At 65.6% G+C, this 22,920-nt stretch carries 21 protein-coding genes; 12 read left to right on the top strand and 9 right to left on the bottom strand.

Annotated elements, in window-relative coordinates:
• Positions 1-25 precede the first annotated feature (25 nt).
• Genes speB through MOM01_RS21030 form a run of 3 tightly spaced genes read left to right on the top strand, consistent with a single transcriptional unit; the run spans position 26 to position 3,821 of the window.
• The gene (speB, locus tag MOM01_RS21040; protein WP_230825293.1) at positions 26-967 is read left to right on the top strand and encodes an agmatinase; all 942 of its coding nucleotides are present in this window, start codon (positions 26-28) and stop codon (positions 965-967) included.
• Between the two features lie 56 nt (positions 968-1,023).
• Positions 1,024-2,403 (top strand): 4-aminobutyrate--2-oxoglutarate transaminase, encoded by a 1,380-nt coding sequence (gene gabT, locus MOM01_RS21035; protein WP_241387386.1) that lies wholly within the window; start codon positions 1,024-1,026, stop codon positions 2,401-2,403.
• A gap of 8 nt (positions 2,404-2,411) precedes the next feature.
• Positions 2,412-3,821: an NAD-dependent succinate-semialdehyde dehydrogenase gene (locus MOM01_RS21030; RefSeq protein WP_241387409.1), complete on the top strand. Its 1,410-nt coding sequence runs from the start codon at positions 2,412-2,414 to the stop codon at positions 3,819-3,821.
• 35 nt (positions 3,822-3,856) lie between these two features.
• Here MOM01_RS21030 and MOM01_RS21025 read toward each other — a convergent pair whose 3' ends face one another.
• Complete coding sequence (locus tag MOM01_RS21025) at positions 3,857-5,080, bottom strand: MFS transporter (RefSeq protein ID WP_241387385.1); 1,224 nt, start codon at positions 5,078-5,080, stop codon at positions 3,857-3,859.
• An 11-nt stretch (positions 5,081-5,091) separates the two neighbouring features.
• On the opposite strand from MOM01_RS21025, the gene MOM01_RS21020 reads away from it, so the two are divergent.
• Positions 5,092-5,757, top strand: coding sequence for a FadR/GntR family transcriptional regulator (locus MOM01_RS21020; RefSeq protein WP_241387384.1), 666 nt, complete (start codon positions 5,092-5,094; stop codon positions 5,755-5,757).
• A gap of 18 nt (positions 5,758-5,775) precedes the next feature.
• Here the strand turns inward: MOM01_RS21020 and MOM01_RS21015 are convergent, their stop codons facing one another.
• Positions 5,776-6,072, bottom strand: coding sequence for a hypothetical protein (locus MOM01_RS21015; RefSeq protein ID WP_241387383.1), 297 nt, complete (start codon positions 6,070-6,072; stop codon positions 5,776-5,778).
• A gap of 145 nt (positions 6,073-6,217) precedes the next feature.
• On the opposite strand from MOM01_RS21015, the gene MOM01_RS21010 reads away from it, so the two are divergent.
• The 3 genes from MOM01_RS21010 (at position 6,218) to MOM01_RS21000 (ending at position 8,337) form a co-directional block, all read left to right on the top strand.
• Entirely contained in the window at positions 6,218-6,769 is a 552-nt protein-coding gene (locus MOM01_RS21010) for a helix-turn-helix domain-containing protein (protein WP_241387382.1), read from the top strand.
• Positions 6,770-6,824: 55 nt separating this feature from the next.
• Positions 6,825-7,178 (top strand): hypothetical protein, encoded by a 354-nt coding sequence (locus tag MOM01_RS21005; RefSeq protein ID WP_241387381.1) that lies wholly within the window; start codon positions 6,825-6,827, stop codon positions 7,176-7,178.
• Positions 7,179-7,347: 169 nt separating this feature from the next.
• Entirely contained in the window at positions 7,348-8,337 is a 990-nt protein-coding gene (locus MOM01_RS21000) for a rod shape-determining protein (protein ID WP_241387380.1), read from the top strand.
• Between the two features lie 21 nt (positions 8,338-8,358).
• On the opposite strand, the gene MOM01_RS20995 is transcribed toward MOM01_RS21000, so the two are convergent.
• Together MOM01_RS20995 and MOM01_RS20990 are read right to left on the bottom strand one after the other, a co-directional pair.
• Positions 8,359-11,190, bottom strand: coding sequence for an FtsW/RodA/SpoVE family cell cycle protein (locus tag MOM01_RS20995; RefSeq protein ID WP_241387379.1), 2,832 nt, complete (start codon positions 11,188-11,190; stop codon positions 8,359-8,361).
• Positions 11,177-12,436, bottom strand: coding sequence for a hypothetical protein (locus MOM01_RS20990; protein WP_241387378.1), 1,260 nt, complete (start codon positions 12,434-12,436; stop codon positions 11,177-11,179). Before MOM01_RS20990 ends, MOM01_RS20995 begins: the two co-directional genes overlap by 14 nt.
• Before the next feature lie 215 nt (positions 12,437-12,651).
• Between MOM01_RS20990 and MOM01_RS20985 the strand changes: the two genes are divergently transcribed.
• Together MOM01_RS20985 and MOM01_RS20980 are read left to right on the top strand one after the other, a co-directional pair.
• The gene (locus tag MOM01_RS20985; protein WP_241387377.1) at positions 12,652-13,119 is read left to right on the top strand and encodes a hypothetical protein; all 468 of its coding nucleotides are present in this window, start codon (positions 12,652-12,654) and stop codon (positions 13,117-13,119) included.
• Between the two features lie 193 nt (positions 13,120-13,312).
• On the top strand, positions 13,313-13,651 hold the full coding sequence (locus tag MOM01_RS20980) for a hypothetical protein (RefSeq protein WP_241387376.1): 339 nt from the start codon (positions 13,313-13,315) through the stop codon (positions 13,649-13,651).
• 149 nt (positions 13,652-13,800) lie between these two features.
• On the opposite strand, the gene MOM01_RS20975 is transcribed toward MOM01_RS20980, so the two are convergent.
• Both MOM01_RS20975 and MOM01_RS23215 read right to left on the bottom strand, forming a co-directional pair.
• Positions 13,801-15,180, bottom strand: a complete 1,380-nt coding sequence (locus MOM01_RS20975; protein ID WP_241387375.1) for a T3SS (YopN, CesT) and YbjN peptide-binding chaperone 1 — start codon at positions 15,178-15,180, stop codon at positions 13,801-13,803.
• Between the two features lie 174 nt (positions 15,181-15,354).
• A complete protein-coding gene (locus MOM01_RS23215) occupies positions 15,355-15,480 on the bottom strand; it encodes a hypothetical protein (RefSeq protein ID WP_277610055.1) in 126 nt (41 codons plus the stop codon).
• A 15-nt stretch (positions 15,481-15,495) separates the two neighbouring features.
• Here MOM01_RS23215 and MOM01_RS20970 point away from each other — a divergent pair, with 15 nt between their 5' ends.
• From MOM01_RS20970 to MOM01_RS20960, 3 genes are all read left to right on the top strand, one after another.
• Complete coding sequence (locus MOM01_RS20970; protein ID WP_241387374.1) at positions 15,496-16,497, top strand: hypothetical protein; 1,002 nt, start codon at positions 15,496-15,498, stop codon at positions 16,495-16,497.
• 267 nt (positions 16,498-16,764) lie between these two features.
• A complete protein-coding gene (locus MOM01_RS20965) occupies positions 16,765-17,535 on the top strand; it encodes a helix-turn-helix domain-containing protein (RefSeq protein WP_241387373.1) in 771 nt (256 codons plus the stop codon).
• A gap of 352 nt (positions 17,536-17,887) precedes the next feature.
• Positions 17,888-19,063, top strand: coding sequence for a DUF3761 domain-containing protein (locus MOM01_RS20960; protein WP_241387372.1), 1,176 nt, complete (start codon positions 17,888-17,890; stop codon positions 19,061-19,063).
• 39 nt (positions 19,064-19,102) lie between these two features.
• On the opposite strand, the gene MOM01_RS20955 is transcribed toward MOM01_RS20960, so the two are convergent.
• From MOM01_RS20955 to MOM01_RS20945, 3 genes are all read right to left on the bottom strand, one after another.
• Positions 19,103-20,107 (bottom strand): hypothetical protein, encoded by a 1,005-nt coding sequence (locus tag MOM01_RS20955; RefSeq protein ID WP_241387371.1) that lies wholly within the window; start codon positions 20,105-20,107, stop codon positions 19,103-19,105.
• A gap of 215 nt (positions 20,108-20,322) precedes the next feature.
• Positions 20,323-22,218, bottom strand: coding sequence for a TerD family protein (locus tag MOM01_RS20950; protein ID WP_241387370.1), 1,896 nt, complete (start codon positions 22,216-22,218; stop codon positions 20,323-20,325).
• A 203-nt stretch (positions 22,219-22,421) separates the two neighbouring features.
• Positions 22,422-22,901: a very short patch repair endonuclease gene (locus tag MOM01_RS20945; protein WP_374112351.1), complete on the bottom strand. Its 480-nt coding sequence runs from the start codon at positions 22,899-22,901 to the stop codon at positions 22,422-22,424.
• Positions 22,902-22,920 lie beyond the last annotated feature (19 nt).

The following is a 22,920-nucleotide window of genomic DNA, read 5'->3' as shown; positions in this document are numbered from 1 at the left end:
CCCTCCCAGCAAAGGACCTTCCACCATGAGCCCCATCGGACCCGTCGACGCCTCGCAGATCCCCCGCTACAACGGGCCCGGCACCTTCGCGCGACTGCCTCGTCTCGACGAGGTCACCAGCACCGACGTCGCGATCGTCGGCGTCCCGTTCGACACCGGCGTGAGCTACCGGCCCGGCGCGCGCCTCGGCCCGGCCCACGTCCGCGCGTCGTCGAAGCTGCTGCGCCCCTACAACCCGGCACTCGACGTCTCCCCGTTCCGGGAGATGCAGGTCTCCGACGCCGGCGACATCGCATGCAATCCCTTCAACATCGACGAAGCGGTCACCGACATCGAGCGCGGCGCCGACGCCCTCACCGGTGACGGCACGCGCCTGCTCACCATCGGCGGCGACCACACGATCGCCCTGCCGCTGCTGCGCTCGGTCGCGCGTCGCCACGGACCGGTCGCCGTCGTCCACTTCGACGCGCACCTCGACACCTGGGACACCTACTTCGGCGCGTCGATCACGCACGGCACGCCGTTCCGCCGCGCATCGGAGGAAGGCCTCATCGACAAGGAGGCCAGCATGCACATCGGCACCCGAGGCCCCCTCTACAGCGACAAGGACCTGTCGGACGATCGCATGCTCGGATTCTCCGCCGTCACCTCCCCGGAGATCGAGATCGACGGTGTCGCAGCGGCGATCGAGCGGATGCTCGCCCGCATCGGCGACCGCCCGGTCTACGTCTCCGTCGACATCGACGTGCTCGACCCCGCCCACGCCCCGGGCACCGGCACCCCCGAGGCCGGCGGCCTGACGAGCCGCGAACTGCTGCGCATGCTGCGCGCCTTCGCCGGCACAAACCTCGTCGGCGCCGACATCGTCGAGGTCTCCCCGTCCTACGACCACGCCGAGATCACCGGTATCGCGGCCGCGCACGTCGGCTACGAACTGCTCTCGGCCATGGCCCTGCCGAAGGCCTGACGGCACTGCCGAAGGCCTGACCCCCTCCTTCCTCTGCTCCACCGAAAGGCCCGTCGATGCCCGAGATCGAATACCGCATCCCCCAGCAGCGCTGCCTCGTCACCGAACTGCCCGGCCCGCGTTCTGCCGCGCTGACCGAGCGTCGCCGCAACGCCGTCGGTGCGGGTGTCGCCTCGTCCGTGCCCGTCTACGCGGCCGATGTCGACGGCGGCATCGTCCTCGACGTCGACGGCAACGCCCTCATCGACCTCGGTTCCGGTATCGCCGTCACCTCCGTCGGTGCCTCGGATCGTGCTGTGGTGAAGGCGATCCAGGAGCAGGCCGCGCACTTCACGCACACCTGCTTCATGGTCACCCCCTACGAGGGGTACATCGCCGTCGCCGAGAAGCTCGCCGAGCTCACCCCGGGCGATCACGCCAAGCGCACGGTGCTGTTCAACAGCGGCGCGGAGGCCGTGGAGAACGCGGTGAAGATCGCCCGGGTCGCGACCGGTCGCCGTAGCGTGGTCGTCTTCGATCACGCCTACCACGGGCGCACCAACCTGACGATGGCGATGACGGCGAAGAACGCGCCGTACAAGGAGGGCTTCGGCCCGTTCGCCGCGGACGTCCACCGCGTCGCGGCGTCCTATCCCTTCCGCGAGGGCCTCGACCACGACGGCACCCCGATCAGCGGTGCGCAGGCCGCGCAGCGGGCCATCCTGCAGATCGACAAGCAGGTCGGCGCGCACAACGTCGCGGCGATCGTCATCGAACCGATCCAGGGCGAGGGCGGTTTCATCGTGCCCGCCGAAGGCTTCCTGCCGGCACTGGTGGACTGGGCGAAGGCCAACGGCATCGTCTTCGTCGCCGACGAGGTGCAGACCGGCCTGGCCCGCACCGGCTCGTGGTTCGCCAGCGACGCCGAGGGCATCGTCCCCGACCTCGTGACCATCGCCAAGGGTGTCGCGGGCGGGATGCCGCTCGCGGCGGTCACCGGTCGTGCCGACCTCATCGACGCGGTCCACGGCGGCGGACTCGGCGGGACCTACGGCGGCAATCCCGTCGCGTGTGCCGCCGCGCTCGCGACGCTCGACCGCATGGCCGAACTGGATCTGTGCGAGCGGGCCCGCCGGATCGAGCAGATCGCCACCGCGCGGTTGCGTGCCCTGGCCGAGGAGGTGGACGTGATCGGTGAGGTGCGTGGCCGCGGTGCGATGCTCGCGATCGAACTCGTGCGTCCCGGTACCCGCGATCCGAACCCGAAGGCCGCTTCCGAGATCGCCGCCCGCGCACTCGCCGAGGGCGTCATCCTGCTCACCTGCGGCACCTACGGCAATGTCATCCGGTTGCTGCCGCCGCTCGTGATCTCCGACGATCTGCTCGCCGACGGCCTCGACGTCCTCGCCGACGCCGTGCGCGCCACCGCCGGCGCGCTCGTGGGAGCAGCGCAGTGACCGCGCTGATGTGGCTGGGCGGCAACCTCACCGGATCCTCCACCGGCGCGACGTTCCCCGTCCAGGATCCCGCGACCGGTGCACTCCTCGCCGAGGTCGCCGACGCCTCCCCGGCCGACGGTCTGCGCGCGCTGGACCTGGCCGTCTCGGTCCGGAATTCGTGGGCGGCGACCCCGCCGCGGGAGCGCGGTGAGATCCTCCGCCAGGCATTCGATCTCGTGAAAGAACGTGCCGGCGAGTTCGCCCACACCATCACCTCGGAGATGGGCAAGCCCCTCGCCGAAGCACACGGCGAGGTGAACTACGGCGCCGAGTTCCTGCGCTGGAACGCCGAGGAGGCCGTGCGGATCGGTGGGCGCACCACGACGTCGCCCGCCGGTACCGGCCGCATCCTCGTCACCGCGGAGCCCGTCGGGCCGGTTCTCGCGATCACACCGTGGAACTTCCCGCTGGCCATGGCGACGCGCAAGATCGGCCCGGCACTGGCGGCGGGCTGCCCGATCATCGTCAAACCCGCGGCCGAAACCCCGCTGACGATGCTGCTGCTCGGGCAGGTCTTCGCCGACGCGGGTCTGCCTGCCGGTGTGCTGTCGATCCTGCCCACCTCCGATGCTGCCGCGCTGACCGAGCCGCTGCTCACCGACTCGAGACTGCGGAAGATCACGTTCACCGGCTCGACCGGGGTCGGCAAGCTGCTGGTCCGTCGGTCCGCCGAGAGACTCCTGCGCACGTCCATGGAGCTCGGCGGCAACGCCCCGTTCCTGGTGTTCGCCGACGCCGACGTCGACGCCGCCGTCGACGGTGCGATGGCCGCGAAGATGCGCAACGGCGGTGAGGCGTGCACTGCCGCCAACCGCTTCTACGTCGCCCGGGAGGTCGCGGAGGAGTTCACCGGGAAGCTGGTCGCGCGGATGTCGGCGCTGCGGGTCGGCCACGGCCTCGACGAGGGCACCGATCTCGGTCCGCTCATCACCTCGGTGCAGCGCTGCCGGGTGCACGAGCTGGTCGTCGACGCGGTGCAGCGCGGCGCGCGCCTGCTCACCGGTGGTGTGGTCCCCGACGGTCCGGGCACCTTCTATCCGCCCACCGTCCTGGACCGGGTCCCCGCCGACGCGCGGGTGCTGCGGGAGGAGATCTTCGGTCCCGTCGTCGCACTCACCACCTTCGACAGCGAGGACGAGGCCGTCGCCGCGGCGAACGACTCCGAGTACGGCCTGGCCGCCTACTTCTACACCCGCGATCTCGACCGGGCCGTGCGTGTCGCGTCGGCCCTCGAGGCCGGGATGGTGGGCGTGAACCGCGGGGTCGTCTCCGATGTCGCCGCACCCTTCGGCGGCATCAAGGAGTCGGGCTTCGGCCGGGAGGGCGGCACCGAAGGGATCGAGGAGTATCTCGAGAGGAAGTACGTCGCGCTGTAGCCGATTTCTGTGGGGTAGGGCCCGGTGAGCGGGCTCTACCCCACAGAAGTCGTGCGGTCGGCGTGCCAGCTGTCCTCCACCACGCGCGGTTTGCACGCCTGGTAGGCGCCGGTCATCAGCACCGCGACGGCGACGGTCATGAAGGCGAACGAGGCCGTCCAGCCCGAGGTGAGGTCGTGGAAGACGCCGAACAGCAGCGGGCCGAGGCAGGCGGCGGTGTAGCCCACGCCCTGGGTGAAGCCCGACAGTGCGGCCGACCCGGCGTGGGTGCGTGAGCGCAGGTTGATCAAGGTCAGCGCCATCGGAAAGGTGCTGGGTCCGAGCCCGAGCAGCACGATCCACAGGATCGGGGCACTCATCGGCGCGATCCACAGACCGGCGAAGGCGACGAGGAAACACGCGCCGCACGCCACGACCACCGGGAACGGGTTCTCCATCCGTGCACACAGGGAGGGAGCACCGAAGGCGGAGACCAGCCCGAGCAGGGCGAACAATCCCACCATCGCGCCGCCGAATGCCGCACTGGCCCCGGCGTCGGCGAGGATGTCGGGGATCCACGTGAACATCGAGTACGTGACGAGGGATGTCATCCCGAACATGCCGGCCATTCCCCAGCCCACCGGGGAGCGCCACACCTTGCCGGGCGCAGGCTGGTCGGCGGGCAACGCCTCCCCGGTGTCGGCACCGCGACGTCGCAGCAGGACCCAGATCCACGGGAGGGCCGCCGCGAATCCGACCAGCGCCCACACTCCCAGCGAGATGCGCCATCCGAAGGCGTCGGCGAGCGGTACCGCGACGAAAGCGGGCACGATGGTGCCCAGCTGAACGCCCACGATGTATACCGAACTGACCAGCGCCAGCCCGTCGGAGAAGTAGCGCTTGACCAGAGGGGGAATGACGACGTTGCCGATGCCCATTCCGCCCAGCGCGACACCCGACAGGATCAGCAGCGACCATGTGTCGGTCATCAGCGCGCGGGTCGCCATGCCCGCACCCGCCATGAGCATCGCGATCAGTGCGGTGCGTTCGAGTCCCCATCGACGGGCGAGCATCGGGGTGGCCAGGCCGAAGGCGGCGAACATGGCGGTCGGGATCATGCCGAACACGCCGACGACGGTGGACGAGAAGCCGATGTCCTCACTGATTCGCGCGGCGAGGGGACTGAACGAGGTGACCGCGAGCCTCAGGACGAGTGCCGACATCGCGATCGCACAGAACACCAGAAGACGACCACGAAGAAGACTCACGGCAAAAATCATAGGATGATGGGATGAATTTGGGAAAACCGGTTCGGCGCACCAACCTGATCGAGCAGGTCACCGAACAGTTGCGGAGCGAGATCTGCAGCGGACGCTGGAAGGTCGGCGACCGTATCCCCACCGAACCGCAACTGTGCGAGTTCACCGGCACCGGTCGCAACACCGTTCGCGAAGCGGTGCAGGCACTCGTGCACACCGGCATGCTCGAACGCCGCCAGGGATCGGGCACCTACGTCGTCGCGACCTCCGACGTCAGCGGCACACTCGGCAAGTACTTCGCCACCGCCCGCGAACGCGACCTGCTCGAACTGAGGCAGACGCTCGACGTCACCGCCGCCGTCCTGGCCGCACAGCGCCGCACCCCCGACGACGCAGCCCGGCTCGAGCGACTGCTCGCCGACCGCAATCGGGTATTCGGCGGTTCCGATACGGCCGCCGCGGTGGACGCCGACGTCGCGCTGCACCGGGGCATCGTCGAAGCCAGCCACAACGCCGTCTACCTCGAGTTCTACGACTCGCTGCTCCCCTCGATCCGCCGGACGATCGACAGGCACGTCCGAGCCACGGGTCTCGGCTTCGAACCCGAACACTCCGCGCTGGTGACGGCCGTGATCGACGGCGACGAAGACGCCGCCATGCGGGCAGCACAGGTGTTGTTCGCCGAACTCGCCGGCTGAGCCGGACGGCGTCGGCGGTCAGTGAGCCCCGGCCGGGTCCACGGCGTTCGCGAGCGCGTAGGCATTCGGAGAACTCAGCAGGAGCTCGTCGAACCCGGTGCCGACCCGGCGCACCCCGATACGCAGCACCGGATATCCGCGCTTCATCGCGACCAGGCGCCGGGCGCCGCGCGGATGCCGGAAGGTGCCCACCTTCAGGTATCCGGAGATCACCAATCCCGATCTGATGCCGAGAATCTCGGACGTCCAGCCCGGCAGGACCTCGACGCTCGAGATCTCCGGCAACGGCACCTTCATCGTGCTCCGGCGGACCATGATCGCTTCCCACCAGGAGAAGGAGAGGTGAAGGGCATCGTCTCGACATATCGATGTCGCCATAACGTCAGGTCTCCCGTCGGCGGTAAGCTGGATGCAGTACTGAGAACATTATCAGACTGATAATAATGAGGGAAGGGTGCCGATGGGGAAGATCTCACCGATCGCCGAGGTGGTGCTGCACCCCGTTCGACTGCGGATCGTGCAGCAACTCGGCGGACGCCGGCTGACCACCGCACAACTCCGGGCCGAACTCCCCGACGTCACCCAGGCCACCCTCTATCGGCACATCTCGGCCCTGATCGACGCCGAGATCGTCACCGTCGTCGACGAACGCCGCGTACGCGGCACCATCGAACGCACCCTCGCGCTCGGCGAGCGTATGGCCCATGTCGGGCACGACGAGCTCGCTGCCATGGACGACGCCGAACTGCGGAATGCCTTTCTCGCCTTCCTCGGATCACTCGGCAAGAGTTTCGACACCTTCGTCGAGAACGACGATCGACAGCTCCGACGCTATCTGGGTTTCGGAACCACTCCGCTCTACGTCACCACCGACGACCTCGCGGAGATCCAGGCGCGACTCGGCGAGATCCTTGCCCCGTACCGAACGGATACCGGCGGCGACCGGATGCGCGTCGACCTGACCACCGCGGTGATTCCCACTCCCCCGGCCGTCGCGCCCGAAGAGAAGTAGCCGACCGCCGAAGACAGAGCTGCACATTCCCGTACCGTGACGGTGGGAGGTAGACATGACGCTCGCCGGTTCGCTCCTTCGCCACGCAGGCTCCTTCAACTCCGCCGTCATGACGGCCGCCGGACTGCCCGTGATCGGCAGCCGCATCCGCAAGCACATCACCTCGATCACCTACACCGGCCGCAGGTCCGGCAGGACGATCACGCTTCCGGTCGGCTACCGCCTCTCGGGCGACACCGTGACGATCGGCGTCGCGATGCCCGACGAGAAGTCGTGGTGGCGCAACTTTCTCGGCGACGGTGCACCCATGTCCATCCGGCTCGACGACGAGGAGCGCACCGGCCACGCCGTCGCGACGCGCGACGATCGGGGGCGCGTCACCGTGGTGCTGCGGCTCGGCCCCGCCTGATCCGGTCATCCACGACGAGCGGGGCACTCGCCGGAACTCCATGTCACCTATTCCGCCGAACAACGCGCTGAGGGGAATTCGACAGCGGTAGCCTGAGTGGTATTCGACATCTTGCGATGCCGGTGGACACCATCTGAACATCTCGCTGGGAATCCTCTCGGAGGCCGATGTGCGTGGATTCGGTATCGATCTCGGAACTGCCAACACCGTCGTCGGCACCCCCGAAGACGGCATAGTCCTGAACGAGCCGTCGCTGTTGATGGTTCGGGCGAGGGAGCCACACAGAGCGCTCACGATCGGCCACGAGGCGAGCGACCTCGTCGACCGCATTCCCGCCGGGATCACGGCGATTCGCCCGATACGCGACGGCGTGATCGTGGACCTCGGATCGGCTCGCACGTTCGTCACCGCTGTTCTCGAACGGTCCGCCCCACGTCGCCGGTTCGGTCCCCGGCCCACGGGCGTCATCGCGGTTCCCGCCGGGGTCACCCCGCTCGAGCGCCGCGCGATGCTCGAGGTCGGACACGAGGCGGGCCTGCGGAAGGTGGGGCTGATACCGGAACCGGTCGCCGGCGCTCTCGGCTGCGGCCTCAACCCGCTCGAGCCGTCCACCCATCTCATCGTCGACATCGGCGGCGGGACTTCGGAAGTCACCGCCATCTGTTACGGCGGCGTGCTGTCCCACCGCAGTTGCCGAATCGCAGGAAACGACCTGAATCGGGCGATACTGCGCTACCTTCGCGCCGAACACGAACTCGTCGTCGGCGAACTCACCGCGGAACGCGCCAAAGTGGGGGCACCCGACACCGCCGACGAACAACCGCTCGTGGTCGAAGGCCGCGACGCCGCGACCGGCCGGGTCCGGCTCGTCACCCTCGACACCGAGAAGATCCTCGACGCGGTGCGACCGACCATGACGAGCATCGTGCAGACGCTGTCCGCATGCCTGGACGACCTTCCGGCGCGGGCGATCGGCGACGTGATGGCCGAAGGCATGCTGGCGATCGGCGGCGGATCGATGCTGCGTGGCCTGCCGCAACTGCTCGAAGATGCGTTCGGGCTCCCGGTGAAGACGGCCGAACGGCCCCTCACCTGCGTTGCGGAAGGCGCGACCGCCTGCATGGATCACCCCGAGGTGGTCGCCGCCTACAGCGCGTGATCGGTCACGCACGTCGGTCGCTCAGCGGGCCGGGGCCGGACCGCGGACCTGCGCGAGATACCGCTCGATCAGAGACTTGACCACCGGACCCGCTGTCGCCGAACCGAATCCGCCGCCCCGCACCAGTGCCGTCACCACGATTTCGGGTGACTCGAAAGGCACCACCGCGGAGAACCAGGCGTTGAGGCCCTTCCCGGGGGCCGAGGGATCCTCCGCCGTCCCGGTCTTCGCTCCCGCCGTCACCGGCAGGCTCGCGAGCTGGGCAGCGGTGCCCGCTGCGGCCGACGCCCGCATGCCCGCCCGCACGGGACCGAGTTCGTCCGCGAAGGACAGCCGGTGCGGCTCCGTGCCGGGAACGGGCACACCCTCCCCCGGCCCGTACGCCGCCGCGAGCTGCGGTGTCACCACCGCACCGGACGCGATGCCCGACGTCCACCGCGCCACCTGCACCGGGGTCGAGCTGACGGTGCCCTGACCGATTCCCATCAGCAGCGTCGACCCCGGATACCAGGTTCCGCCGATACTGCCGACGTTCTCCGGGGTGCCGAGGAAGCCCGCGGACTCGTTCGGCAGATCGATGCCCGACCGCGACCCCGCCCCCAGCTCCTGCGCGGTCGCCGCGATGCGCTCGGGGCCGAGCAGATCGGCGAGCTGATAGAAGTAGACGTTGTCGGACCACTGGAGTGCCCCGAGCAGGTCGTTGCCTCCCATCGGCTGCCAGTTCGCGAAGGTGTTGCCTCCGTAGGTGTAGGAGGCACCGCCGGCGAGCACCGTGTCCGGTGACAGCACGTGGTGGGCCGCATTCGCCGAGGCGGCCACGATCTTGAACGTCGAGCCCGGGGGCACCGCCGTCTGCACGGCATGATTGAGCATCCGGCCCGGCCCCGAGCCCTCGGTCTGCGCCGCGAGCGCGACCGGGTCGACGGGTGGTTCGAAGACGTTGTTGTCGTAACCGGGAACACTCGCCAGCGCCAGCACACCCCCGTTGCGCGCATCCATCACGACCGCGGCACCGAGATCGCCTCCACTGGTGCGCATCGCCTGTGCGAGAGCATCGGTCGCGGCCTCCTGCAGGCCGAGATCGAGATGCAATCGCAGGTCGTGGCCCCGCACCGGGTCCACCCTCTCCCCCGTGCCGACCGGGCGCCCGGACGGATCGACGTACATGCACTGCCGGCCGTCGGTGCCGCGGAGCAAGGCGTCGTACTGGCTCTCCAATCCCGCCTTGCCCACCCGCGACCCGAGCGCGAGATTCGGCCAGCGCTGCATGTCCTGTTCATCCGCAGTCCCGACATAGCCGAGGACGGACGCCAGCGCCTCCCCCTGCGGATACTGCCTGCGTCCGGTCGGATAGACGAGCACCCAGGGCAGTCGCGCATCCACGACCTGCCGAGCCTGCTCGGACCCGACGCGTCCGAGCACGAGCTGCATCTCCCCCTCCGCGTTCCGGAGCTCGTCCGCGAGTTCGCCCGGGGGGATGGCGAGCAGCGCGGCGAGCTCGTCGCGCACCGCCGGATCCCCCTCGGCGAACATCCGCGGAACCACCGCGACGGAATATTCGGGGACGTTGACAGCGACGGGAACCCCGGTGCGGTCGAGGATGTCACCTCGTTCGGCGGGCAGCCGGAGGCAGCGCAGCATCTGCGTGTCGCTCGTCGCGCGCAGATCCCTGCCGTGAGCGGTCTGCAGCTGCCAGGCGAAGACCGACATCGCGACCAGCGACGCCGTGAGAGCCACCGCGCTCGTCGACACTCCTCGCGGGAGCCGGCGCTTCCGGGATTCGGTGGCCCACAGCGAGCGCGTCACCCCGTCACGGCGCACCGCGAGCACCAGCCCGATGGAGACGAATCCGACGATCGAGGCGGTGCCGCCGTAACTGAACAGCGGAATCGGCATGCCGGTGTGCGGCATCAGCGACAGGCTCTGGGCGACCGAGACGGCGGTGTGAATCCCGAACAGCCCGGCGATGCCCGCCGCGACGAGCGCCGCCTCCCGTGTCCGTGCCTTCCGGGCGGCGAGCACAGCGCACCACACGATGACGACGACGGCCAGCACCACGGCTATCCCGGCGGCCAGACCCCACCCGTAGACCAGGCTCGCGAACGCCAGGTCGTGCTCGGATTCGGGCAGGTAGGTGGCTCTGAGACCGTAGTCCGGTTCACGCCCGAGACCCCACCATCCGGCACTGCCGATGGCGATGTCCGCCTGCCAGGCCGCCCAGCCGGAACCCTGCGGGTCGGAGTCGTTCGAGAGGAAGACATTGATCCGTTCGAGCTGGTACGGGCGCAGGAACAGCACGCCCAGAGGGAGCGAGGCCACACCGATCGCGAACAGCGGAAGCAGCGACCGCATCGGCACCCTGGCCAGGATCAGCATGAGCACCACGGTGACGACGAGCACCACCGCCGTCGACAGGTCCGGTTGCAGCGCAACCAGCGCGATCGGCACGGCCGCCACGCCCAGGACCGCGAAGAACCGGCCGACCGTGTAGTCGCCGGCCAGGAGCGAGGCAGGCACGAGAACCAGGGCGAGCTTGGCGATCTCGGAGGGTTGCAGGGTGAACACACCGAGGTCGAGCCAGCGCTGGGCGCCCTTCGTCGCGATCCCGAGCAGAGGCACCGCCGCGAGCAGGACGACCGAGATTGCGAACAGCACCCAGCCGAACCGGCTCAGAGCAGCGATCCGCATACGCGAGGTCACCCACATCGCGCCGAGACCCACGGCCGCGAGCATCGCGTGACGCACCGCAAGCGAGGTCATGCCCGCCGCGACCATGTTGAGCACGCCCAGAGCGACCAGGACGACGGCCGCGGTGACGAGCCAGGGATCCGAGCGGCGCCTATCCGCCGTCACGAGAACCCCCGGGCGGGCAGGTGGCGTTCTCGGCGGGCACGTACAGCGGCTCCGATGCGGCCGCTGCAGGTGCCGTGCTGACCGCGGCGACGGCGAGTGCGGAGCCCGGCGGCAGGTCGACGCGGCCGACACCGTATGTCTCCTGCGCACCCGGCGGTACCGGCACCGTGATGTCGGCGCCTGGGCGGGCCACACCCGTGCAGCGGTCGTAGACGGTCACATTCCAGGTCACCGCACCGACATTCGCCGCGGGATCGACAGCGACGTCCACCCGCAGGTCGCACGGTCGGCCCGGCTCGCACGCGCCGTTGGCGAAGGTCGCGGTCATCTGCCTGATCGGTCCCGCTTCACCGGGAAGATCGATGGGGAGGGGGCCCGGCTCGGTGGCCCCCGGCTCGACCGGAGGGGATGCGGCGTCGGGCGCCGGGGGCGGTGGCGACACCGGGCTGATCCGATCATCCATCGACGACTCCCCAGGGTCGAGAAGCGTATTCCATCCCTGCCTCAGCTCCGACCATGCCTTCGGAGCCATCCACACCATCCCTGCGAGCACCAGGAGCGCGAGCAGAGCGAGCAGACCTCGGCGCCACGAGGGTCGTCTTCTCTTGCGATGCCAGATCTTCGTTGTGGGTGGATGCCAGCCGATCGAGGCGAGAGAGGATCCGGTAGCCGGGGGCGGTGGATCCGGCGCGTCCGGCCGCTCCGGCTCTCGATCGTCCGGGCGAGCGCGTCCCAGCGTCGCCGAGACGAGCGCGGCGATCCTACGCCGGGTGGAGTCCACCTCGCCCGGAGCGAATTCTGTTGCGACAGTGTTGTGTACGAGTTGCGCGAGGACGACCGGATCCGACGCCTCCGCGATCGCTTCGTCCACCCGCGCGGCAAGTGCCGCACTGCGGCAGTTCGCCGTGAGCTCTCGAAGCAGGACCGCGACCGCATCACGCACCTCGTCCCAGGATCCCAGGTTGCCGCCGCGCTCGATCGTGAGGTGCCCGCTTTCGGACACCCTCACGGCGCTTCCGCGAAGACTCGCCGGAGCACACCCCAGCTCGTGTGCCGACTCGACCTGATCGACCACATCGGTGACGAGCACGGCCGCCTGCGCGGGGGTCAGCTTCGCGATCGCGAGCAGCCTCTCGAGGGGAATACCGGCGCCACCTGCATCGTCCTCGATCCGTGCGGCCGATCCGGGCCGGGCACGGGAAGGCTCGTCATCCTTCGCATGGAGTCCCACGAGTGCTTCACTCATCGCGCATCCTGAAAACTACAGTCCCCCCGCAGCTTTCAACCAGACCGGAGCGGGCGGACGGTGGACCCTGCAAGCGCCTTCCCCACTTGCCTGCTACTCGTTACCGGAATCCATTCTGTGTCATTCACCCCTCTGTTGCGGTGACTTTCGATCGAAACCCCGCGACCCGTCCGGGGATTCTCCGAACGGCTCACCTCGTCCGTTACCTTGCCTTGATGAAGATGCTCCGAGCCACGTCGATCATCTCGGTGCTGTGCACCCTGTCGATCCTGATCTACGTCGTGCCGCCGCTGCTCTCGCCCGGGGTTGTCGAGGTAGGCGGCCGTGGTCTCGAACTGCTGGTGGTGCTGCCGACATTGGTCGGATTGCCCTGTTCTCTCGCTGGTGCCGTCGTCGGCACGGCCTGTATTCTCCAGCGGCGCACTCGCGGGCCGGCGACAGTCCTCATGGCCCTCGGACAGGTGGCCACCGTGGCGCTGGCCGCGGCCATCCTGGTGTGGGCTTTCGGGTTCGCGTCGACCGGGTGGGAACTCGTCGCGCTGCCGGCAGCGTTGATGGTGGGCCAGCTGATGGTGGCGGCGGGGCTGGTCGTGACGTTCACGCAACGATCTGCGTCTTCGCGGCGCACCATCGGGAATCCTCCCGCGTACCCGGCTGCGCCACCGACACCGGAATGCAGGTAATTCCCCGATGAACTGGGCGCGGCCAGCCGGTGCGGAACCGGTCGGAATCGTGTCGCATGCGGGTGGTGTAGCGGCCTCCCCACCTGCACAGGCAGAACGAGAACAGACGGGTGCAATACGGTGACCGGACGACGGAGTGCCCTGATCGTCGCTTGTGCCGACTATCACGACCCGGACTAGCGACTGCTCAGGGGTGCGATCGCATGGGGGATCGCTGGGGACTCGCCGTGGCAACGATCGAGGGCAGGAGTTCGAGCCGGAGATCTGCGGACTCGGCGTCGCTCCCGACGCGATCGGCGACCGGAACTCGGCAACGATCAAGGTCGATCTCACGAAGGCGAACGACAGTCCGAGGTGCTCGGGCAACGACTGCTCCGGCATCAACAACAATTGGGGCAATATCGACGGGATGTTCCCGGCGGCTGGCAAGGTGACCGCGTTCGCGCGTGGGCCCGGGTGGACCCAGAACCTCGACACTGTCATCTACGGCAACGGCGATCGACGGCACACGTCGCGATGGAAGGGTTCATAGCCCAAAGGGGTCGGGGGCCGTGCCGCCGGGCCAACTACGCCCGTACAACTCTTGCGCGCTGAACCGAGACTCGCCCCGCGTGTAGCGCGAACGGACCCCGGTCCGGCGTACGAGGTCGCGATGGCTCGACTCGAATGCCGGCACTATGGTCAAGAACGCGATACTGCTGCGGCCATGGGCACTTCACAGTGCACGCATGGACCCTTGCCACCGGGCAGCACCGTAACTTCCAACGCCGACCTCAAATGCCGGTACGTGTTCGCCCAGCCATCTGCCTCGTGGTTCTGCGCAGCTGCTTCCTCTTCATCGCCATCGGCCGTGGCCTCATCCGCACCGGAACGCCAATCGATTTCTTGTTCCTGCACGATTCTCAAGTAGGCGAGAATTGCATCCCTATCATGCCCACAAACGTGGGCGACATGATGCGGGTCGAGGGTACCGGTCCCGTCGTCATCGAGATGGATCAAGGCTTGCAATGCTGGAGGAAGCAGGTCGTCTTCGGAGCTTGTCGGCTCGGTTGCCGCCTTCTCGACCTCGGAGAAGATCGCGCGATACCGCGTTCTTCCCTCTGTGCTCATCGAGTACTCACCGGCGAGCCGGTTGAAGAAAGTGTGCAGGTTATCGATTGCGTCGTCGAGATGCCGAGGAACGAACGGGTAGGCCGGTATGTCTATCATGGCCGACAAGGAGTTCTCATGTTCGAGCAATCTGAGATACGCGGTCTTGACGACGAGCTCCACGTGCCGCTTCGGGAATTCTTTGAGCCCGAACGGTTTGGGGACTGCCGGGACTATCAGGATCACTCTCGGGTAGGTAGGGCTCACCCTTGCGTGCACTGTGCGACTGCTCACTGAAAATTCCCACGAGTTCGCCTTGTCGACTTTCGGTGCACGACCGAGTATCCGGCACAGGTGCCGATAGACGATGCGGCCGAGATCATCCTGGCCTCGAGCAAAGACCGCGGTGTTCACTTCGTCCTCGGTTATCGACGACAACCGGCCTCCGACGATCGGAAGAGTGGACTGAACGAACTGAGATGCTCGTACGCGCCCGTTCAGACGGAACGTCATTTTCAGTGTGATGCCGTCGGCGTGAGGGACCTTGAACACATGCTGGAAGATGTCGACCACATCGGCAAGTAGGCCGGTACCGAGCGCTGTGGAGCGTGAGGCCCGGTACTCCACTACAGTTTTGCCCTTGGTTTCAGCGCCGCGCTCAGAGGGTGCGTGCCGCTCCGACCACTCGCGTCGTTTCATCAAACGCTCGACCTGGTCGGGTGTCACAGATTCCGGAGCGATCGAGAGCCTGGCCGTGCCGCCGGAGGAACTTATCTCGATCTGGAGACAGACTTCACGATCTTCCATGACCCCCGTACACATGATCGAGGACGGCTCCTTGAAGAGTTCGGTCTCCCTCGCGAGCCAGTTCTTGAACGCCAACCAGCCTTCCGTCCGCCGCTCTTCCCACGGCCTGACTCCGAGAAGACGTCCGTCCGGCACGAGGACATCGTCAGTTCGCATACCGCTCATGAGGGGGAAGTATGCCTGTTCACCCAGAACGGACGAGAGCGACATACTGGATAGTTGTTACATTTCGCATTGCCGAGCCGATGTCTCCAAAGCAGCCCGGGCACACGGCCAGGTCGGCGTGTACCGGCAGCCTGCAGAAGGGACGGAACACCGACGAACCATGAAGTCGCAGCTTTATTCGGCAACGGTCGCCGACGGGCCTTTCACCGCGAGTGCAGAGGCAGGCCGTAGGACGACGATCACCATCACGTACAACAGCTCTTCGCACAGCGCGTCCTCGAGCGGTGCAACCAGATCCATCAGGCAGGACATTTGATGCAACCGATAGATTCATGGGCTCCGACGAACGGCTTCGGCCCACGCGTCACCTACACTCCCGAAGCATTGTCGGTCTCGCGCGCACCGCGCGGTCCTCGTGGTGCGCGGGGCATCTACCTCGTCGAGTTCTCCAACGGCGCCTGCTATATCGGGATATCCGGTAGCAATTGCGCTCATCGCCTGGCCGCACACGGCAAGACCTACGACGACATCTCAGCGTTTCGGCTGCAGCGATTCTCCGGTTCGTATTCGGCGTTGCGCGCGCGAGAACGTGAACTCATTCACGATGCCGAAAAGCACGGGCTTGTCGTGCGTAACCGGGAGCACGCACTTCGTTTCGAGGGCACATCGGTCTTCGATGACGTCGTGGATCCCGACGAACAAGAGCTGTGGCTCGAAGAGCCGAGCGTGAGAAATGCGCTCGACGATGCGTGCACGCCACCGGCGCTGCCGGCGAGTCATATCGAGGGCTATGCGCATCGCTGGAAGCGATTCACGGATCGCCCCGATGCCGACGAACTCGTGCGGCTCGTGAACCTCTATCTATCGGATACGGTATGCCACCCGCACCGCACCGAGGCCCAGTTCTGGTCCGTCAGCTGCCTCCCGACCTCGAACCCGAATCGGCTGGCCTGCGTGACATTGAACTGGATGGAAACGTTCGTTCTCTTCGTTGCTCCCTCGGGACAAGTACGCGCATCTTTGTTCGTCGACGGCGAGGAGCTTCCACAGGGCCGGATCCGGCAGGCACTCTATCTCCGGCGACGAGGCATCCACCGAAGCAGCATCACGCACGCGCCGGGCGGGCCGACCCAGAAACACCTCATTGCACGCGGCCCCGAAGCTATCGCAGCAATGATCACGGATCCTGTGATTGCACGCGCAGCTGCGAGCCTGAACCTCGCGCTGATGCGTAAGGGGCGGAGCTCGCAGACCCGGTCACATTGCGCACAACTCGCGCAGGCCGCGCTTCACTCGGCAATTCCCGATCCGGCGTAGGGACCTGTCCTGGAACCCCTCGCTTGTTTCTGCGGGTTCCAGGACATCCATGGCCGCCAAGCCAACGGTTCCAATAGACCCTCAACTTCGCCGAGTGCACGAAATGCTCTGACTCAAAACAATATTGAGAGACCTCTTGCGCCCGCTGCAGAACTGGTGCCAAGATTCCAAGATCGTCACCGCCCCGCGTGGCGTCACAATTGAAGAAGGCCCGCCAGGAGCGGCAACTCCCGACGGGCCGGATGTCCGACTAAATGGGAGTCGAACGTGGGCCAGAATACCCTGGCTGGCGGCGTGCGTCGTGGACCGCGCCTCGCCAGCAACTTCACCATCCTCAGCAATGCCGTCATCAACGATGAGCGCTTGTCCTTCCGCGCCCGGGGCGTGCTCATCTGGTTGCTGTCGAAGCCGGACGACTGGCGTACCCGATCCGACTCGATAGCCGACCAGTCGCCGAAGGAAGGGCGCGACGCCATCCGCTCCTCCCTCCGCGAGCTGGCAGAGCTCGGCTACTTGATCCGGGAGAAGATCCAGAACGAGCGCGGACAGTGGATCACTATCCAGACGATCTACGAGGAGCCGCGTACCGACCCGGGGCCTGAAAAACCGACGCGCGGTCGCGCGGACAACGGTATGCCAGGCGCTCTTATCAGTACCGATGAACCAAGAATGAAAACCAACCGCACCCGGCCGGCGTCCAATGCTCCGCTCACTCCGGCTGTGGCAAGCCTGGCAGCAGCCTGCAAGCAGGTGGGATTGATGGCGACATTCGCGTACCTCAAGCCCGAGGCGGCCGTCGCAATCGAGAAACTGATCGACATCCATGGCACCGCGAAGCTGGTCGCAGCAGCCAGGGCCGTCCATCGTCCGGAGAACCCCATGAAGTACGCACAAGCGTGGGTGCGTATGTGGCAAGAACTGACCGTCCCGCGCAGCGTCCCGGAGAAGTGCGACGATTGCGACGAGTACGGATGGCTACCGGACGACGAGTACGGGCGTGCGGTGAAGTGTCGATGCCGCCTCGCTCGCGTCGCGTAAGCAGGCTTACACCCGCCGAATGACCTCCGAGTAGCGAAATTTCCGTCTTTTCGGACATGGCGTAACGGATTTCGCACTGCCACCGAAACAAGCAAGTGCACCGGCTCGGCGTCCATTGCCGGCCCCTATGAATTGGTATACACATGCTCTACTCCACCTCCGCGCATGCCATTCTTGCCGCGGTCATCCATCCCTGCTTCCGCGTCGAGCAGGTGTAACCATGTCGACAAATCCCTCCCGAACGTCACAACGTGATCGGGGAGCACGCTCTCGCCTGGGAAAGCTCATTGCTGTAATCGCGATCGTGCTCGGCGCAACGCTTGCATTGGCCATCTTCACAGGAGCGTGGGGCATGGCAGTCTTCGGACTCCTTGCGACCGCTGCAGGCGTCATGTACCTGCGCGAGGACCGCACCCGGCCTGCGCGCTACAAATGGGCGGCGTGGGCCCTCATCCCCGGCTTCATACTCGCTGGCGCTACTGCCCCAGAGCCCGAACCTGATCCGGAAACGCCCGCTGCCGAGCAGACTTCCGCTACTGCAGCACCGGTCTCCTCGTCCACATCGAGTACGCCGCCGCCACCGGAGCCACTACCGGCACCGGCCAGTTTCGAACCGGTCGACAGCGATGGCGCCACGCTGGCGCTGAAGACCCTTGCAACGATCAGCGTCCGCGATGAAGCACCTGCCGCGCAGTTCGACCTTTCTCGTTTCGGTGAAGAATGGTCCGACGACGTCACAGTCGATGGTGGCCACAATGGGTGCGACACGCGTAACGACATCCTCCGCCGCGACCTGACGGCCGTATCACTCGATCCAGAGTCTTCGTGCACAGTCCGTACCGGAACGCTCGAAGACGCCTACACAGGTGATTCGGTCGCCTTCGACGATGTCGTCATCGACCACGTCGTCTCGTTGAGCGATGCATGGCAGAAGGGTGCGTACGAACTCGGTGCCGAGGCCCTCCAGGACCTGGCCAACGATCCTCGCAACCTTCAGGCGGTCGCACAGAGCGTCAGCACAGAGAAGAACGACAGAGACGCTTCTGCATGGTTGCCGCCCAACGAGGGCTACCGCTGCACGTATGTAGCACGGCAGGTCGAGGTGAAGGCCGCGTATCAGCTGTGGACGACGATCACGGAACGCCAAGCGCTCGAACGTGAATTGCGTTCGTGCGGTGGCATTGCCCCGATCACAATCCCCACGACTACCGATCCCGCGCCGACCACAGAGCAGTACACGCCTCCGCCGGCGGCTGCGATTGTCGCTCCTCCCCCACCGGTCGAGATCGAACCGGCACCAGCTCCCGCTCCCGCTCCCGCTCCCGCTCCCGCTCCCGACAGTGGTTACAGCGGCGGTTGCGGAGCGAACAGCTACGTCAATGTGAACGGCAACTGCATCCCAGGCCCTGTCCAGGCGCCCACAGCTCCGGCTGGAGCATCCGCCCGCTGTGTTGATGGCACGTATTCGTTCAGTCAGAATCGACGCGGCACGTGTTCGGGCCATGGCGGCGTGGACGAATGGCTGTAGGCGAGCAGGCCGGCCGGCCCGGAATACACCAGTATCCCCTCAATTGCGGAGTTGCTTGACGAGGTCGTAAGCGCGGGCAGGACTGGACAGCTCCGCAATTCGCCGCTCGAGTACTTCGGTAGCTTCCTGGCACCATTCGGCCTCTCGGAGTCTGTACCTGACAGATTCCGAGAGGCCGGCGCGGAAGTCTTCCCGCACGGCCAGCGAGCTCAGGACCTGATGCCCGGCTTCGGCCTGATCAACTCCCTCGGGAACTTCCAGCGTCCACCAGCTGCTTCCCCTCAACGCCACCCAAGGGTCCGCGGGGTTCGGTGCAGACTGAGCTAGCGCAAAGGGCGCCAATAATGCCGCCAGTTCCTTCCGAACCTCAGAGAACGGCATGAGCCCGACTAACGTGTCTGCATGGATGACGGCCCAGAGCAGCACGACAAACTTGTACGCAGCACTTCGGCCACCCATCTTGAACACCTGAGTGGTCTCGAGGTCCCACAAGAGGCCGCCGCGAGCGTGCTTACCGCCGTGATCGACGACAAACCCGAGTGCGGTGAGGCAATCGGAAACCGTTGCGAGCCCGCCGGAGAATTCAGAGCTGTCGCAGAAATGCCCCGTCGCGTACCCGTGTGCGACACCGGCGATCGCTTTCGAATCGTAGAAGCGGCCGCGATAGACCAGCCTGAAGTTTCGCGCTTCGGCATAGCCCCGTGTACGCAGGAACTCTTCTTGTCCGAGTGTGTCGAACTCTTCGATCGCGGACAGGACCGTCGGTCGGGTAATTGCCGAGAGATCCACCTTCACAGCCACACCGATGATCTTAGTGTCTGCATGCAATATGTTGAGCGAGTGCCGCCGCTTGATCTTGAGCTTCGGCTCATGGCTCGACGATGACTTGTATCGAGCCGTCGCTTCAAATATCCAAGAGTCCATGCAACCCGAGAGATCAATTGCTACGGGTACCACTACCAAGAGTTGTGGGCAACTCGACTGATCAATCTCGACGATTTGAGCCGAACGACCCGCAGCCGGTTTCGTATATTCGTTGGGCATGAGACCTTCGGATGTCAATCGTGGGAAGATGGCATATCGATCACCGCATAGCTCATGTCGCAAGGCTGGCCTACGAGGTCCAGGGCAATTTCACAGGCTCATACACTACTGTGAATCACCGTTGCGCACCCGCACCTCAATTTGCCGAGAATTCAGCATCGACGAGTTTCAGCAATCGAATGGCTGGACCCGCCTTTGCCTTGCGTCACCCATATTCACTTGACATCCACCCCGTACAGTGTTGCCAAAGCATCCAAGCCACTATCGTAGCCCTGGCCAAAGGCACGCAGGCGCCATCTGTTCGCCCGCCGATATACCTCGCACAGCACCATCGTTCGTTCCGTTGTACCTGCATCGAGAACGAACTCGGCCTCCGGCTGCTCGGATGCCTCCACCTTTACTGCTACCGGACCCAGCTGACCGAAGGTCGCTGTTCCCTCAATGGCTGCGGCAATTGCAATCCTGACACAGTTGTCCGGCAACGCCTTAAGATCTATATGGATACTTTGCTCGCAGTTTCCGTCGACGGTGAGAGCCATTGCCCCGTCGTCCCTACTCGGGAAGTTGTAGAAGACGAAGTCCTCGTCACAATTCACCGAATTTTCCTCGGACAGCATGAATCCGACGATATCGACGATAATTCCGTCACGCGTCGAATCCGCACGCCAGGACGCATGAATGCTCACTTGTGTATCGTCCATGTGGAGATCGACAACCTCTCCTCTGGCAAGCGACCGAACACCCGGCCTGCGCTGCACAATGTCTGAGTGCATGGCTTCGTTCTCGTTGGCCTCCTTCAAAATCTCGGGTGTCAGGACAGGTAGCTCCCGGCCTCCGATCGTGACCGTCTTGCGATCCCTTCCATCGCCGCCGAGCACAAGTAGATCTGTTACCGCAGCGGAGAGGTTGATCGCGGGAGTACCCCCCAGCCGCGCAATTTTCGAACGCATTGCTGCCGCGTCTTCATGGGTGCCACCGATCACCAAAATGTGGCGATTCTGCCATGGATTGTCCACGAAGCTCGGTACTGTCGGCTGCTCTGCAAGAGACGTGGGGACTGGATCCGCTGAGGCGACGGCGTCGATGGAATCGGTGCTTGCCGTCTCTACGGGCCGCTCAGGATGCGCACGCTCTGGGCTCGCCTCGTCGACAGCGGGCAGCGCAGTCCATCCATCTTGCTCCGGTTTCGTTCGCGGAATTCCCGGGAGAACACTTTCCAATAAGCGCTCTAGTGTCTTTTCTGGTATGACACTGATCCCATCGTCCAGCAATCTGGATACTTCTGTAGAGCCGGACGTTCTGTCATTGCAGATGACCAGACCTACATGACTTCCGGCTGTGCTCATTACATCGAGCCCGGCCAATGCTAGCTTTCGTTCGAGCGCATCGCGTGGGGTCTTCGTAGTGCCGATGATGGCAACTTTCGTTCCCTGCACCAAGCCGACGCCAGGGTCGAATCTTCCAGGATTGACCCACGGACACGGCACTCGGCGGGACAGTCTCGGTGCGCCCGCCTTATTCGCCACGCACTCGACGACCGGCAGTGGGAGCTCAAGGGAGTCGGCTAGCCCTAAGGTCGAGAGAAACACTCGTGCTACAAGATCAGCTTCGTCGCGCGCTTTGTCCCCCATCGGGCGCCGTTCGATTCCCCAGTGTTCGGCTAGGGACGTCAGCTGGAGGTTCGGCACGTCCAATTCAAGGCGCCGCGACAGCGTACGCACACATAGGCGCGAAACGATGGGGTTGGCAATGTCGGCTCGGCGAAACTCTCCATCCAGAAAACCGTAATGGGTACTTGCGTCATACGCGACGAGCGTCCGCCCGTGGAGCAGATCGACCACGCGGTCCGTCACATCCTCGAAGTGCGGAGCTCCCGCGAGCCGATCGCGTAAACGATGGTGCAACGAACCGAGGCCAAAGTCAGGACCCGGATCGATAGCTGTGGCGTACTCGTCTTCGACCATGCCGTCGCCGCCGAGCACAAGGATGCAAAGACCAATCACTCGGTCCGAAGTAAGACGCGTGCCCGATGTCTCCACATGCGCTACTGCCCATCGACGCCCCTCGGGCAACCCTGCATCCCCCGGGACGTGGGCTTCGATGTGGCGCATGCGGCTACCTTCCTCCCCGACCGTCAGAACCCGGAGGATCGCAATCTCCGAGGATAACGTCCACCATCGAGTCCCACTGCCATCCGGACCTTGGGACCGCAGTATCGTACCGGCTCAAATCCGGATCCTCGGCGCTCTCACCCCTCGAATTTGACAGGTGCGCCCACGAAGTTGCTCGCTGCTTCTCTCTCACGGCTCGTCGCTCACATTGCGCCATCGCTCGAGCGCATTAGCGCCTGCTCGACCAAGTCCATTGCCTGCTCAAGGGTTTCATGTTCCCATACCCGAACTACAGTCCACCCTGCAGCAGCGAGGAGCTCATCCGCCCGCCTGTCACGCTCGACGTTTCTCAATAATTTTGGAGACCAGTACCATTCGTTCACCGTCGGCTGCCGTCCATGAATTGGGCATACATGCCAAAAGCAGCCGTCGACAAAGACCGCAATCTTGCGGGCGGTGAATACGATGTCCGGCCGGACTCGAGATGCTCCCAAGTCGAGCCGGTAATCCTTCCGGAATCGGTAGCCCTTCCGATGCAAGGCACTCCGCAACTGCACTTCCGGTTTCGTATTGGACCTGCGGATAGCCCGCATATTCCGCGACCTGCCGGCGTTGCTCGCGCGCGGGTATGTTTCACGCCCCTCAGCCTTGCCGGCGGGCGTGTTCGCTCCATTTCGGCTCATCTTCGACGAGCTTACACCG

It is taken from the genome of Rhodococcus sp. CH91 (assembly GCF_022554085.1).
Taxonomy (GTDB): Bacteria; Actinomycetota; Actinomycetes; order Mycobacteriales; family Mycobacteriaceae; genus Rhodococcus.
Note: the sequence above shows the minus strand (reverse complement) of the source record. Positions and strands in the feature narration are given on the sequence as shown.